Below are 13,702 nucleotides of genomic sequence, written 5' to 3'. Positions count from 1 at the left end.
ATGGCGACCACGACGCCTCCCCGGATACGGGTCGACGAACGGGTGATGGGCGCGGGCACGACGGTGCGCTTCGTGCTCCTGATGGTCCTGTTGCTGGTGAGCTGCTGGAATGTGATGGGAGGCATCACCCGCCGGGCCGCCCTGCGGACCGGCTTCGACCACTACGGCTGTCTGTTCGCCGCCGGGGGCGATCCGTTCGCGGGCAGCGTCACACGCGACATGGTCGCCACGACTCTCCAAGGCCCGGCCTATCAAGCCTGCCTCGACCGCTACGAGCCGCCGCTGGCCTGGTGGGTGACCCTCTCCTGGCCGGTGCTGCTCGTGGCCGTGGCCTGGGCGCTGTTCCGGGCCGTCCCCGCCTGGAGGGCGCGGCGCGGCAGGGCCGTGCCGCTGGCGGCCGTCGACTCCGACGGCGGGATCCTGCGGCTGGTCGAGGAGCTGGCGGCGGTGGCCGGGCTGGGCCGGGTGCCGCGCGTCGTCGTCGATCCGGCGGCGGCCTCGACCGGCGCGGTGGTGCTGGGCAGCGACCGCCGCCCCACGGTGTGCCTCCACGGGGGCCTGCTCGCCCGCAGGCACACCGATCCGGAGGGCTTCCGGGCGGTGCTCCTCCACGAACTCGCCCACATCCGCAACCGGGACGTGACGCTCACCTACGTCACCTTCGCCGTGTGGTGGGCGTTCGTCGCCGTGGTGCTCGTGCCCGCGGTGGCGGTCCTCGTCAGGGGCGCCGTCTCCATCTCCCCGCAGTTCCAGGACACCCAGGTCCCCTCCCTGGTGCGGAGCTTCGGATTGCTGGGCTTCCTGGTCGTCCTGGTCCACCTCGCCCGCGCGGACGTGTTGCGCAGCCGGGAGATCTACGCCGACCTCGCGGCGGTGCGCTGGGGCGCGGATCGCGGTGGCTGGGCGGTCACGACAGCGGACCCGCCGCCGGCCGGGTGGCGGCGGGCCGCCGGGGCCCTCGCGGAGCTGTGGCGCACCCACCCGAGGTGGGACCTTCGCCGGCAGTCCCTCGACGACCCCGTCGTGCTGTTCGGCGTGCGGGCCCTGCCGCTCTTCCTGACCGGAGCGGCCGCCACCGTGATCACCTCCCAGGCGCGTCACGAGGCGCTCGCCGCGAACGCCGGGTGGGCGGCCCGAGCGTGGGTACTGGCCTCGGCCGTGCTGGTCGTCGGAGTGCTCGGCGTCTCGCTGTGGCGGGGGGTGGCCCACGCCGTGCTCACCTCGCGCCGGGTGCCGTCCGGGGTACGGGCGGGGCTGTGGCTGGGGGCGGGGACGGCGGTGGGCGAACTGGTCGTGGACGACGTGACGTCGTTCACCTGGCTGCCCGCACGGCCCTGGGTCCTCGCGCTGTTGGTGCTCGCGGGAGGGGCGTTCGCGTGGTGGGCCACCCAGTGCGCGCACCTGTGGATCCGGGCGTGGCCGGGCCGGACGATCCGCCCGCCGATGCTGCTGGGGCTGGCGGCCATGTGCCTGGTGCTGTCGGCGTGGTTCGAGTGGTGGCAGCGGACCGGCACGTTGTACGCGGCCGGCGGGCCCTTCGACACGGGGGGTTTCCTGCAGTCGTCGGGTCTGGAGTCCATCGCCGAGCCGTACCGGTCGCTGCCCGCCAAGGTGCTGCTGGAGATGTCCACGGTGGCTCGTGGGCCCCTCGTGCTCCCCGCGGTCGCGACGTTGTGGGTCGCGCCGTTGCTCGCCTGGGCGATCGGCCCGGCCACCGCCCCGCCCGGCTGGATGCGGGACGCCACCGGCGGCGGTGCGGTGGAGCCGGACGGAGAGGGGGTGCCGCCGCTGCGGCGCGTGCTCCTGGCCGTGCTGCTCGGCGGGGTGTCGGCCTGTGCCGCCCTCGCGGGCGCCATGGCCTTCCTCCACGCCCGGCGGGTCTCCGGGGGCCTGACGGTCCTTGACGTGCTGACCTACTGCGGATGGATCCTGGTGGCCCTGGGGACGGCGGCGGCGGTGGCCGCCGTCGTCGCGAGCGCGTCGGCCGGTCGCTACCGGCTGCTCGTCGCGCTCGTCGCGGGCGAGGCGGCGGTGGCGGCGGGCTGCGCCGCGACGTTCACGCTCGCCTCCTTCGACGGATGCGTCCCGCCGCTCGGCACGCTCGCCCGGACCTGTGGCTGGCGCCCCGAGGTGCCCTGGCCGCTCTACCGGCTCCTGCTGGGGCCCGCTCTGCTGCTGGGCGCGGTCGTCGCCGTCGCTGCGGCCGCGATCGTATCGGCGGCCGGGGCCGTACGACGGCGGCCCGCGCCGCGCGCCGCCGCCGCCCCACGACGGGCCGTGCGGCCCGTCCGCCGCGCCGTCGCGGTGGGCCTGCTGTGCGCCGTGGCGGTGGGCGCCACCGTGGCGGCGGGGGCGTTCCGGGCGGGGAACGGCCAGGGCCTCGACGACAGGGCGCGCGGACGCGAACCGGCGACCACTCCGGGCCATGTGGAGGCGGCGGCCGGCCCCGAGGGGCCGCCCGTGTCCGCCCGGACCCGGGAGATCCAGGTGCTCGCCTGGCACATGTACGGCGGGGAAGAGCTGGTGAAGCGCTTCATGACCGGCGCGAAGGGCTTCTCGGCCCTTCTGATGGCCGGGCGGGGCGAGGTGTCCGAATCCCGTGTCCGCCCCTTCTGCGAGGACTTCGGGAGGATCGCGCGGGACGCCGGCGCGTTCTTCCGGGTGCCGGAGCCGCGGGGCGCGGAGCTGTGGAAGGAGTTCGTCGCACAGGTGGAGAAGACGGGCCGGACGTGCGGTCGGGCCGTGGAGCAGTCGAACGGCCGGCTCCTGGAGCAGTCGATGAGCGAGCTCGTCGGGGCGGCCCGCCTGGGCGGCGCGGTGATCGCACGGACGAAGGCGGTGGCGGAGGAGGGCGACATCCGGTAGGCGCCCGGGCCACCGCCTTCGTCCCCGGCGTCAGCCCATGCTGACGGTGAGCAGCGCGTACTGGGCGACTGTCAGCGGAACGCTCACCGTTCCGCCGTCCACCGTGAAGGGCACCGCACGCGGAGCGGGCGATGCCGCGTCAGGCGAGCTCACGGTCGCCCCCAGCACCTTCTTCCCGGCCGGCACCGCCAGCGCGACCGTACACGCGGCGGGCGTCGTCCTGAACGCCGCCGGCACGTCCCCGAACCCGGTGAAGTTGACCAGCTGGACCACCACGTCACCGCCCAGCCGCCCCATCTCCAGATGGATCCGGTCGTCCCCGCTCAGCGTCACCGAAGGCGGCGCGGCGGCCCGCACCGGGGCGAGCAGGAGCTCGCCCGCCGCCTTGTCGGCCGTCTCCAGATAAGCGTGCCCCGGCAGGGACTTGACGTACCGGCACGTCCCCGCGCCGAACCGGTTCTGCTTGCCGTCCGGCAGGGCGTCGCCCTTGCGGAAGCCGAGGACGTCGGCGAGCGCGTACTCGCTCCGGGCCGTGCCCAGCTCGTCCAGCGCCGTCGGCGCCGGGCCGGTGATCACGACGGTGCCGCCGCCCGCGACGAACCCCCGCAGCACCGCCGCCTCCGCGTCCGAGACCGCCTGGAGGTTGGGCAGCAGCAGGACCTTCAGCCCGGCCAGATCGGCGGCGGTCAGCCCCGGGCTGGTGACGGTGACGAAGGGGACGTGCGCGTACACCAGCGCCTTGACCGTGCCGCGGAACTCCCCGAGCCACGCCTGCCGGGCGCAGCTCTCCTCCGCGCTGCCCGAGCTCCACCACTCCTTGACGCCGGCCGGCTTCTTGACGTTGGCGTACATGCCCGTGCCGGGTGAGGGGCTGACGAAGTCCCGTGAGGCGGAGGAGTGGTAGACGCCGACCTCGGCGGCGGTCGTGGTGGTGTAGAGCTTCTCCTGGTTGGCCGCCACGAAGGCGTACATGCGGGTGCGCATGGCCTTGTCGGTGGTCTCGTTCTTGAACGGGCTCTTGACCTCGTACGGGTTGCAGCCCGCGGCCAGCAGCTCGGCCATCACCAGGGACGCGTCGTCGGCCTTCCAGCCGTAGGAGAACGCCCAGGCCGGCTTGGTGCCGCTGGCGGCCCGCGCGTACTTGTACATGGAGATCAGGCAGGTCCAGTCGGTGGCGGTGGCGTGGCGCATCCCGTCGTAGTTGCCGAGGACGTCCACCTCCCACATCTGGCTCACGCCCTCCGCCGTGCGCAGGTACGCGCCGTCGAGGCCGACCAGCGTGGCGTACTGGTAGTCCATGCTGACGGTCTCGACGAACGTGACGAGGTCGGGGTTGACGGCCCGGCCTGCGGCCGCGATGTCCAGCTGCCACTGGTGGAGGGTGCGATGGCGCCATTCGACGTAGCGGCGGAAGGTCGGACTGGTGAAGTCGGCCTTGGGGGGCAGCGCGAGGCCGGTGTCGGCCTTGAAGGCGGCCGCGGCCCAGGAGGAGCCGTCGCACCAGCTCAGCGCGCCGTCGAAGTAGATGGGGACGTCCGGCCAGATGGCGTCGAGGCCGGTGCCGGCGAGGGCCTTGACCCGGCCCAGGTAGTAGTCGCGCCAAGGGGAATTGGGGCTGAGCCAGCAGCTCTCGTCGCCCGGGTCCACCCAGACGACCAGGCTGCCGTAGAAGACGTTGGGCTTGCCGTCGAGGGAGCGCTGGACCCAGTCCTTGCCCCGGTCGTTCTTGTAGAAGGAGCGGCCCTTCTCGCCGCCGACGCTGATGAGTTCCATCGACGGGTAGTACATGACCACGCGGAGGCCCGCCGCGTGGGCGAGGCCGACGAAGTCCCTCACCTTGCCCACGTGCTGGGTGAACTCCTGGTCCGTCAGCCAGTTGGACAGGACGGTATCGAGCTCGATCACGCTGACGTTCTGCGCCTTGAGGGCGTCGATCACCGGCTTCATGTCCCGGACCGGGTCGGCGTCCTCGTCGAACGTCCCGTCGGCCAGCCGGGCGAACCGGCTCCACTCGGGGAAGGCCCCCGCCCGTACGGCGGGCGCGGCCCACGCCGCCCGGTCCAGGGGCAGCGGGGCGGGTGCGGCCGGGGAGGCGGCCGAGGCGGGGCCGGCGAGCGCCGGGTGCTGCCCCACCACGGCGGCGCCCCCCACCCCCAGCCCCGCCCGTAACAGCCCTCTCCGGCTCATTCTCCGGGGCACGTCCATGACTTCGACCTCCTGAGGTGACGTCCGTCGCCGCTGGCGCGGCAGTCGCGCGAAGCAGCGATTCTGCTGGGAATCCGGCGGGAGGGAAGAGTTCCGGCAAGCCCGCGCCCATACGCCCCGGGTTGCCGGAAATCAGTACATGCGTAGCATTTTGTCGTGGTGCGGATACGGATACCGGACGGCCCGCCGCGGCTCGCGGCGGGCCCACTGGACCTCGCGGCGGGCCCCTTGGACTGGTCCCTGGTGAGCGGATGGATCCCGTTCGCCGTCCTGGCCGCCGGCCTCTGCGCCCTCGCCGCCCTGTTCTTCTCCCGGCGGCGCGCGTGGTGGGCCCGCTGGGCCCCCGCGGCCGTGGTGCTCGCCGCCCTGCTCACCCTGCTCCTCCAGGTGGCCGTCGACGACTGGCTCCAGCCCTTCCCCGACCCCCTGCCCACGGAGGTCGTCGTCTGGGCGGGCGTCGCCGCCCTCGGCCTGTGCCTCACCGCCTTCCGGCTGCCGCTGCTGCGGCCGCGCCACTGGCTCCCGGCCGTGCTCGCGGGCCTGCTCGTCGTCCTCATGGGCGCCTCGCAGATCAACCGCCACTTCGACCAGTACCCGACGGCGCGCAGCGCTCTCAACGCCTGGCTGCAGAAGACCACCCGCCTCTCCGAGGCCACCGGCACCGCCGGACCCACCCTGGCCGTGCCGCCGGGCAAGGCGCTCTCCGAGGTGTGGCGGCCCCCGGCGGGCATGGCCGAGGCGGGCACGATCTCCCGGACCGACATCCCCGGCACCGTCTCGGGCTTCAAGGCCCGCGGCGCCTACGTCTATCTGCCGCCCGCCTACAAGGCCACCCCGCGCCCGCTGCTGCCCGTGCTCGTCCTGATGGCCGGTCAGCCGGGCTCGCCCGACGACTGGATCAACTCCGGCCGGCTCGTCGAGATGATGAACGCCTTCGCCCGCGACCACCAGGGCCTGGCCCCCGTCGTCGCCGTCGTGGACCCCCTCGGCTCGCAGTTCGCCAACACCCTCTGCCTGGACTCCCGGCTCGGGAACGTCCAGACCTACCTCGCCACCGACGTCCCCGACTGGATCCGCTCCCACCTCCAGGTCGCCGGCGCCCGCACCTCCTGGGCCGTCTCCGGCCTCTCCTTCGGCGGCACCTGCTCCCTCCAGCTCGGCGTGAACGCCCCCCAGGTCTACGGCGTCGTCAACGACATCTCCGGGCAGGACGCGCCCACCCTCGGCAGCCGGCAGAAGACGATCGACAAGGCCTTCGGCGGGGACGCGGCCGCCTACGAGCAGGTGAACCCGCTGGACGTCATGGCCCGGCGGCGCTTCCCCGACACCAAGGCCGCCTTCGTCGCCGGCAGCGACGACAGCACCTACCGGCCGCAGCAGCGCAAGGCATACGAGGCGGCGGTGAAGGCCGGGATGCGGGCCGAGTTCGTGCTGCTGCCCGGCGGGCACAGCTGGGCCGTCTGGCGCCCCGGCCTGGAGCGGCAACTGCCCTGGCTGTCCCGCGAGACGGGACTGATCCGGTGAGCGCGCCCGGCGGGGCACCCGCGCCCGGGGACGTGCCCGGTGTCGGCGACAGCGCCCACCCCTGGCGGGCCACCCTCGACCGGCTCCTCGTGCCCGTCCGCCACGCTCCCTTCACCCTGGGCTTCCTCGCGGTGCTGTGGATCGTCGGCGCCGTCACCGGCTCCCTGGGCTCCGGGCCCCGGCCGCACCGCATGGAACGGATCGCCGTCGGCGTGCCCGCCCTCGCCGAGGGCCGCTGGTGGACGCCCGCCAGCTCCCTGCTGTGGTGCCCCGGGCTCGCCGCGTACATCGGCTCGACCGTCATCGTGCTGCTCCTCGTCACCCCCGCCGAGCGGCGCCTGGGCGTCGCCCGGGCCGCCGCCGCGCTCCTCGGCGGCCAGATCCTGGGCACCCTGCTGGGCGTGGGGGTGGTGAAGCTCGGCTCCCTCGCGGGCGAGCAGTGGCTGGACAGCCTCACCCAGGACCTGTCCGTCACCCCCACCGTGGGCGCCCTCGCCACCGGAGCCGTCCTCAGCTACCGGCTCACCGCCCTGTGGCGGCGCCGGGTACGGCTCGGCATCGTCGCCTTCTCCCTGGTCATGGCCCTGTACGTGGGCCACCTCCAGGGCGTGCTGCGGCTCGGCGGCGCGGTGGCCGGGCTCGCCGCGGGCGCCCTGCTCCTCCGCCGCCGCGGCCCCCTGCGCCCGCTGCACTCCTCCCACACCGAGGCCCGGGTGCTCGTCGCCCTCGTCGTGGCCGCCGCCGCGATCGGGCCGATCACCGCCATCCTCTACAAGGACGCCTACGGTCCCTTCAGCACCTTCAACGAGCTCTACGTCTCCACCCGGCCCAGCGCCCAGGACGTCGCCGACGCCTGCGCCCAGTCGGCCCGCGACTGCCACGCCGCCCACGCCGTCCGCGGCTTCTACGATTCGCCCGCCATCGCCATGGCCGTCGTCGTCCCCGTCGTCCTCCTCGTCCTCGCCGAGGGGCTGCGCCGGGGGCTGCGGCTCGCCTGGAGCCTGGCCGTCCTGCTCCACCTCGGCTGGATCGCCCTGTTCGCCTACTGGCTCCACGACTTCCTCGGCAACCCCTCCGCCTACGGCGCCGAGCCCACCGAGCACGCCGACTACGTCCAGTACTTCGCCGAGCAGATGCTGCTGCCCGTCCTGGTGCTGCTGCTCCTGCTGGTCACCCGGAAACGCTTCGACCTGCGCCTGCCGCGCTCCGCCCTGGGGGGCCTGGCCGCCGTGGCCGGGGGCGCCCTGCTGCTGGCCTCCGCCGCGTACGTGGGCATCGGCTGGGCCGTGCGCGACCAGTACGACCCGCCGGCCGGGTTCGGCCTGCTGCTGAGCGGCCTGGTGTCGGAGTACCTGCCGCCCGCGTTCCTCGGCTACTTCACCGACTGGCCGGTGCCGGTCGGCGGCGCGGCGGAGACCCTCTTCCGCTACTGCGGGCTCCTCTTCTGGCTGGTGACCCTGATCGCGCTGCTGATCACCTTCCGCAGGCCCCGGCTCCACACCGACGCGGACGCGGCCGTGCGCGCCCGCGAACTGCTCGTCGCGCACGGCGGCTCGACGCTGTCGTACCTGACGACCTGGGACGGCAACTACTACTGGTTCGCCGCGAACGGCCGCACCGCCGTCGCCTACCGGGTCATCGCCACCGTGGCGCTGACCACCGGCGACCCCTTCGGCGTGCCGGAGGAGCGGGCGGACGCGGTGGGCGGCTTCGCCCGCTTCTGCGACGAGCGCGGCTGGACGCCCTGCTTCTACAGCGTCGGCGCCGCCACCCGCGAGGCCGCCGAGCGGCTGGGCTGGCGCTCGGTGCAGGTCGCCGAGGACACCGTGGTGCCGCTGCCCGACCTGGCGTTCACCGGGAAGAAGTGGCAGGACGTGCGCACGGCGCTGAACAAGGCGAAGAAGGAGGGCGTCACCGCCGAGTGGTGGTCCTTCCCCGACGCGCCCGTCGCCGTCACCGACCAGATCCGGTCGATCTCCGAGGAGTGGGTCGCCGACAAGGGCCTGCCGGAGATGAACTTCACCCTGGGCGGCCTCGACGAGCTGGACGACCCGGCCGTGCGCTGCCTCCTCGCCGTCGACGCCGAGCACACCGTGCACGGCATCACCAGCTGGATGCCGGTGTACGAGGAGGGCCGGCCCGCCGGCTGGACGCTGGACTTCATGCGGCGCAGGGCGGACGGCTTCCGCGGCTCGATGGAGTTCCTGATCGCCTCGGCCGCGCTCGGCTTCAAGGAGGAGGGCGCCCGTTTCCTCAGCCTCTCCGGCGCCCCGCTGGCCCGCAAGGCGACCGAGGAACCGCCGGTCGCCCTCCAGCGGGTCCTCGACTACGGAGGGAAGATGCTGGAGCCCGTCTACGGTTTCCGGTCGCTGCTCGCGTTCAAGGCGAAGTTCCAGCCGCGCTACCGGCCCATGTACATGGCGTATCCGGACCCGGCGGCGCTGCCCGCCATCACCCGGGCGGTCAGCAAGGCGTATCTGCCCCACTTGACGGCCGTGCAGGGGGTGCGGCTGGTGCGGCAGTTCTCGGCGTAGCTCTAGGCTCCTCCAGTGGCGCACGGGTGCCACGCACAGCCAGGGGTGACGGGTGACGGGCGAGAGGGGCCACGTGGCACACGAGAGCGGGATCGCGACGGCCAAGGAAGCGGCGGACGACGGCCTGGTGCTGGCCTTCGGCCGGCTCCAGGGGGCCGCGAACCGGCTGGAGTACATCCTGGGCCGGGCGATCGAGGAGGAGTGCGGGATCAGTCACCTGATGTTCGAGGTGCTGCTGATCCTGGGCCGGGCCGGGGAGGCGGGGCTGCCCATGCGGGCGATCGCCCAGGAGCGGGTGCTGAGCACGGGCGGGGTGACCCGGCTGGTGGACCGGATGGAGGCGGCGGGCCTGGTGGTCCGGGACGCCGACCCCGGCGACCGGCGGGGCCGGCTGGTCCGGCTGACCCCGGCGGGGGAGGAGACGGCGGTCCGGGCCGCCCGGATCCACCGCGAGAACATCCGCCGCTTCTTCCTGGAGCCGCTGCCGGAGGCGCACCGGGAACGGTTCGCGGAGGACCTGAAGGTCCTCAGTCACGCGGCGAGGGACGCGCTGCCGCGACTGCGCTGAGGGGTGCGGGCGGGCGTCCGGAATATCTGACTGAGCAGATACTGTTGTGGCAGGTGAATAGCTCGCGTCACACCCTCCTGGAGGCACCCCCCATGAAGCTCGTCTACGTCTTCGACGCCTACTGCGGCTGGTCCCACGGCTTCTCGGCCACGCTCACCGAGACCGCCCGGCGCCACCCGGAGCTGCCCGTGGAGGTCGTCTCCGGCGGACTGTTCACCGGTGCCCGCCGCGTGCCGATCCGCGAGTTCGGCTACGTCCAGGGCGCCAACGCGAAGATCGCGGAGCTGACGGGGGCGGAGTTCGGCGCGGCCTACGACCGGCTGATCGCGGACGGCTCCTTCGTCATGGACTCCGAGGCCGCCGCGCGCGGCATGGCCGCCCTGCGCCAGGCCGCCCCGGACCGGGCCGCCGAGCTGGCCGCCGCCCTCCAGGACGCGTTCTACGCGGACGGGCTCAGCCTCTCCGAGGAGAGCACCTACCGCACCGTCGCCGAGGCCGCCGGCCTCGACGCGGACGCCGTGGCCGCCGCCTTCTCGGCACCCGGCGCCGCCAAGGCCGCCCGCGCGGACTTCCGCCGCGCGGCCGAGTACGGCGTCCAGGGCTTCCCGACGCTGCTCGCCGTCGACGGCGAGCGCGTCACGGTCCTGGCCGTGGGCCACGCCACGGCCGACCAGGTGGACGGGCGCCTGGCGGCCGCGCGGGCGGCGTGAGGATGTGCCCCGGTTGCGGCCCCCGGCGCGCAGCCTAGCCTGGGAAAGCACCATGGCTCGCGCACCCACCCCGCCCGCCGGCGCGGCCCGCCGCGCCGTCTGGGCCACCCTCGCCGGCTGCGCCGGGTTCTACGGCTTCGCGCACGCCCTCGGCGACCGCACCGTCGGCCTCTACGCCATCTTCGGCGTCCTCCCGCTGGTGCTGTTCTCGCAGATCCCCGGCCCCGCCCGGCACCGCACCCGCGTCCTCCTCGCGATGGTGCCGGTCGGCTGGGTCATGGTCACGTCCGGCACGCTGCTGGCCGTGCGCGGCTGGGCCGCCGCGGCCGGCATGTTCGTCGTGGGCTTCCTCGTCGCCTTCGCGGCGACGGCCGGGCCCGGCCCGGCCGGGCTGAGCGTGGCCTGCCAGCTCTTCTACATCCTGCCCTGCTTCCCGCCCTACGCCCCCGCGACCCTCGGCTCCCGCCTGGCCGGCCTGACCGCCGGCATCCTGCTCACCGCCCTCGTCGACCGGCTGCTGGACCTCCTCGGCCTGCGGGAGCCCCCGCCCACCCCCTACCGGGAGCGGCTCGGCCGCGCGACGGCCGCCGTGGCCGACAGCTGCGCCGCCGCGGCGCGCGGCGGCGAGGACGTCCGGCCCGCCGCCGAGCGGGCGCTCCAGGAGGCGCGCCCCTCCCGGATCCCGCCCGCCGAGCGACCCACCTCGCCCTCCGCCCGCGACCGCGCCCTCAACCACACCCGCGCGTGCGTCCGGCACGTCCACGACCAGCTCGACCGCTTCTGCCGCGCCCCCGGCGGCCCCGCCGGCCTCGACGCCCCCGCCACCGCCCTGCTGGAGCGCACCGCCACCGCCCTGCGCCCCGTCGCCACCGGCCTGACCAGCGGCACTCCGCCACCCGACGGCAATGACGACGGCGACGACGAAGGCGACGCACTGCGTCGCGCCGTCGCCGCCTTCGACGCCGTCCGCGCGGACGAGCTCCCCGGCGCCCCGCCCGAGCGGCTCCGCCGTGACGCCGTCGTCCGCTCCGCCGCCGAGGGCGCGCGGCTGGCCGGCCGGGCGGCGCGGATCGCGCTGGGCGCCCGCTCCACGACGGCCGGGGCGGGGCGCGACGGACCGTTCTGGTACGCCGCCGTGCCCGCCCCCGAGCTGTGGTGGCACCGGATGCGGGTGCACCTGACCCTCCGCTCGGTCCACCTCCAGAACGCCCTCCGGGTCGCCACGGCCATGGCAGGCGCCCGGCTCCTGGTCGGCGTCCTCGGCCTCTCGCACGGCTTCTGGGTCCTCCTGGCCACCCTCAGCCTCATGCGCACCTCGGCCGCCGACACCCGTACCGCCCTGCGCCCCGCCGTCACAGGGACGACCGCCGGGGCCCTGCTCGCCGCCCTCGCGCTCCGCGTCGTCGGCGACGTACCGCTCTTCTACGCGGCCGCGCTGCCCGTCGTCCTGCTCGTCGGGTTCACCGCGGCCCCGCTGCTCGGGCCCGCGTGGGGACAGGCGACGTTCACCGTCGTCATCGTGCTGATGTTCGCCCAGCTCTCCACCCCGCAGTGGCAGCTGTCCGCCGTGCGCCTCGTCGACGTCCTCGTCGGCGGCGCGATCGGCGCCCTGGCGAGCCTGCTCGCCTGGCCGCGCGGCGCCGGGGGCGAACTGCGCTGTGCCGTCGCCGACTTCCTCGCCGCGGGCGCCGCCGGGTGCCGGGGCGTCACGGACCTCCTCTGCGGCCGCCCCGCGCCCGCCGACCCCCTGCGCCCGGTCCGGGTGGCCATGCTCCTGGCCGAGGCCTCGTACTGCCAGTACCAGGGCGAACGCCTCCTCCGGCGCACCGCCGACCCGCCGTGGGAGGCCGCCATGCTGACCGGCTACCACATGCTGCGCGGCGCGGAACTGATGCTCCTTCGGCACGGCGCCGCCCTCGGGGCCACGCCCCTGTCACCCGGAGCCGCCGCCGAACTGACCTTCCTGGCCGACCGCGTGGCCGACGACGCCCTCCGTGCGGCCGAGGCGCTGCGCGCCCCCGACCCGCCGCACCCGGCCCCCCGCATCCCCGACCCGCCCCCGCACCCCGCCGCCACGTCGGGCCTCCTGCGGAGCGCCGCCCTGCACGCCGGGCATGTGGACGCCGCGCGCGTCCTGCTGACGGTGGACGCGGAGGCCTGGCTGACGGGCGTGGCGGAGGACGTCGCACGGATCGCGACCCCTGTCGTCACCCGTTCGGGTTAGTCCGCGCCGTGCTCCGCATGCCCCCTCACGGGCTGTGCGCATGCTGAAGACAGGGGCTTTCCCCACCGTGGCCCCGCGACCCGGCGCGCAGGGAGGAGAACGCCATGTCGTTCATCGACACGCTCAAGGGCCTCGTCGGCAAGGGGAGGGACGCGGCGGCCGAGAACCCCGAGAAGGTCCATGAAGCGGTCGACAAGGCCGGGGACTTCATCGACGAGAAGACGGACCACAAGTATTCCGAGAAGATCGAAAAGGGCAAGGAGGCGGCGAAGAACGCCATCCCCGACGAAAGCGGGTCCGAGGCTCCGCCCGTGGAACCCCAGGGGTGACCGGCTCGCGGAGGTCCTCCCAGGGGGGTGAGGGGGCGGAGCCCTCCCGGAGAGTGACCGTGGTGGTGGCCGACGAGCACCCCGCCTACCGCGAGGGCGTCGTCCGGGGCCTGCGCGCCGACGGCCGCATCGACGTGCGGGCCGAGGCCGAGGACGGCGTCGCCGCGCTCACCGCCATCCGCGAGCTCGTCCCGCACGTGGCCCTGATCGACTACCGGCTGCCCAAGATGGACGGCGTCGCCGTGATCCACGCCGTCGTCGGGGAGGGCCTGCCGACCCGCCTCGTCCTGCTGTCGGCGGCGACCGACGCGACCGTCGTCTACCGGGCGCTCCGGGAGGGAGCCGCCGGGTACCTCGCCAAGGACGCCAAACGGCCCGAGTTCGTGGAGGCGGTGCTGGCGGCCGCCGACGGCAGGCCGGTGCCCTCGGAGGCCGGTCCCCGGCCGTCCGCCGGCGGGGACGCGCCGGCCCTCTCCGAGCGCGAGCGGGAGCTCCTGCGCGGCTTCGCCGAGGGCAAGGGCATCCCCCAACTCGCGGCCGAGCTGCGGCTGGCGGCGAGCACCGTCAAGACCGTCACCCACCGGCTGTACGAGAAGCTCGGCGTGCCCGACCGGGCGGCCGCGGTCGCCGAGGCCATGCGCCGGGGCCTGCTCGACTAGGCCGTGTCCGGCGGATCTTCGTCACGCGCCACCACGGCGCCCCGCAGGGGCGCGGGGAACTGCGCGATCGGCCGATGACGGCCC

Annotated in this window: 9 protein-coding genes; 8 read left to right on the top strand and 1 reads right to left on the bottom strand. The window is 74.7% G+C overall.

Annotated features, from left to right (window positions below; translation table 11 throughout):
• Entirely contained in the window at nt 1-2,865 is a 2,865-nt protein-coding gene (locus IE096_RS09095; RefSeq protein WP_189450435.1) for a M48 family metalloprotease, read from the top strand.
• 30 nt (nt 2,866-2,895) lie between these two features.
• Here the strand turns inward: IE096_RS09095 and IE096_RS09090 are convergent, their stop codons facing one another.
• Entirely contained in the window at nt 2,896-5,052 is a 2,157-nt protein-coding gene (locus tag IE096_RS09090) for a type 1 glutamine amidotransferase family protein (protein WP_229820065.1), read from the bottom strand.
• A gap of 174 nt (nt 5,053-5,226) precedes the next feature.
• On the opposite strand from IE096_RS09090, the gene IE096_RS09085 reads away from it, so the two are divergent.
• The 7 genes from IE096_RS09085 (at nt 5,227) to IE096_RS09055 (ending at nt 13,618) form a co-directional block, all read left to right on the top strand.
• Nucleotides 5,227-6,594 (top strand): alpha/beta hydrolase, encoded by a 1,368-nt coding sequence (locus IE096_RS09085; RefSeq protein WP_229820064.1) that lies wholly within the window; start codon nt 5,227-5,229, stop codon nt 6,592-6,594.
• Nucleotides 6,591-9,128 carry a bifunctional lysylphosphatidylglycerol flippase/synthetase MprF gene (locus tag IE096_RS09080; RefSeq protein WP_189450433.1) on the top strand — a complete coding sequence of 846 codons (2,538 nt, stop codon included), beginning with the start codon at nt 6,591-6,593 and terminating at the stop codon, nt 9,126-9,128. The genes IE096_RS09085 and IE096_RS09080 overlap by 4 nt, the downstream gene beginning before the upstream one ends.
• Before the next feature lie 73 nt (nt 9,129-9,201).
• Nucleotides 9,202-9,696, top strand: coding sequence for a MarR family winged helix-turn-helix transcriptional regulator (locus IE096_RS09075; RefSeq protein ID WP_189450432.1), 495 nt, complete (start codon nt 9,202-9,204; stop codon nt 9,694-9,696).
• A 92-nt stretch (nt 9,697-9,788) separates the two neighbouring features.
• Nucleotides 9,789-10,406: a DsbA family protein gene (locus tag IE096_RS09070; RefSeq protein WP_189450430.1), complete on the top strand. Its 618-nt coding sequence runs from the start codon at nt 9,789-9,791 to the stop codon at nt 10,404-10,406.
• A gap of 52 nt (nt 10,407-10,458) precedes the next feature.
• On the top strand, nt 10,459-12,630 hold the full coding sequence (locus tag IE096_RS09065) for an FUSC family protein (RefSeq protein WP_189450428.1): 2,172 nt from the start codon (nt 10,459-10,461) through the stop codon (nt 12,628-12,630).
• A 104-nt stretch (nt 12,631-12,734) separates the two neighbouring features.
• On the top strand, nt 12,735-12,959 hold the full coding sequence (locus tag IE096_RS09060; RefSeq protein WP_189450426.1) for an antitoxin: 225 nt from the start codon (nt 12,735-12,737) through the stop codon (nt 12,957-12,959).
• Nucleotides 12,960-13,012: 53 nt separating this feature from the next.
• Complete coding sequence (locus tag IE096_RS09055; protein WP_229820063.1) at nt 13,013-13,618, top strand: response regulator; 606 nt, start codon at nt 13,013-13,015, stop codon at nt 13,616-13,618.
• Nucleotides 13,619-13,702 lie beyond the last annotated feature (84 nt).

The sequence above is a fragment of the Streptomyces abikoensis genome, assembly GCF_014648775.1.
Classification (GTDB): domain Bacteria; phylum Actinomycetota; class Actinomycetes; order Streptomycetales; family Streptomycetaceae; genus Streptomyces; species Streptomyces abikoensis.
The sequence above is the reverse complement of the archived record's forward strand: the minus strand, read 5'-3'. Positions and strand labels throughout refer to the sequence as shown.

Bases quoted from the DNA above. Each gene is read 5' to 3' on its own strand.
- IE096_RS09070 (WP_189450430.1), top strand. From the start codon at position 9,789: ATGAAGCTCGTCTACGTCTTCGACGCCTACTGCGGCTGGTCCCACGGC.
- IE096_RS09060 (WP_189450426.1), top strand. From the start codon at position 12,735: ATGTCGTTCATCGACACGCTCAAGGGCCTCGTCGGCAAGGGGAGGGAC.
- IE096_RS09065 (WP_189450428.1), top strand. From the start codon at position 10,459: ATGGCTCGCGCACCCACCCCGCCCGCCGGCGCGGCCCGCCGCGCCGTC.
- IE096_RS09090 (WP_229820065.1), bottom strand. From the start codon at position 5,052: ATGAGCCGGAGAGGGCTGTTACGGGCGGGGCTGGGGGTGGGGGGCGCC.
- IE096_RS09095 (WP_189450435.1), top strand. From the start codon at position 1: ATGGCGACCACGACGCCTCCCCGGATACGGGTCGACGAACGGGTGATG.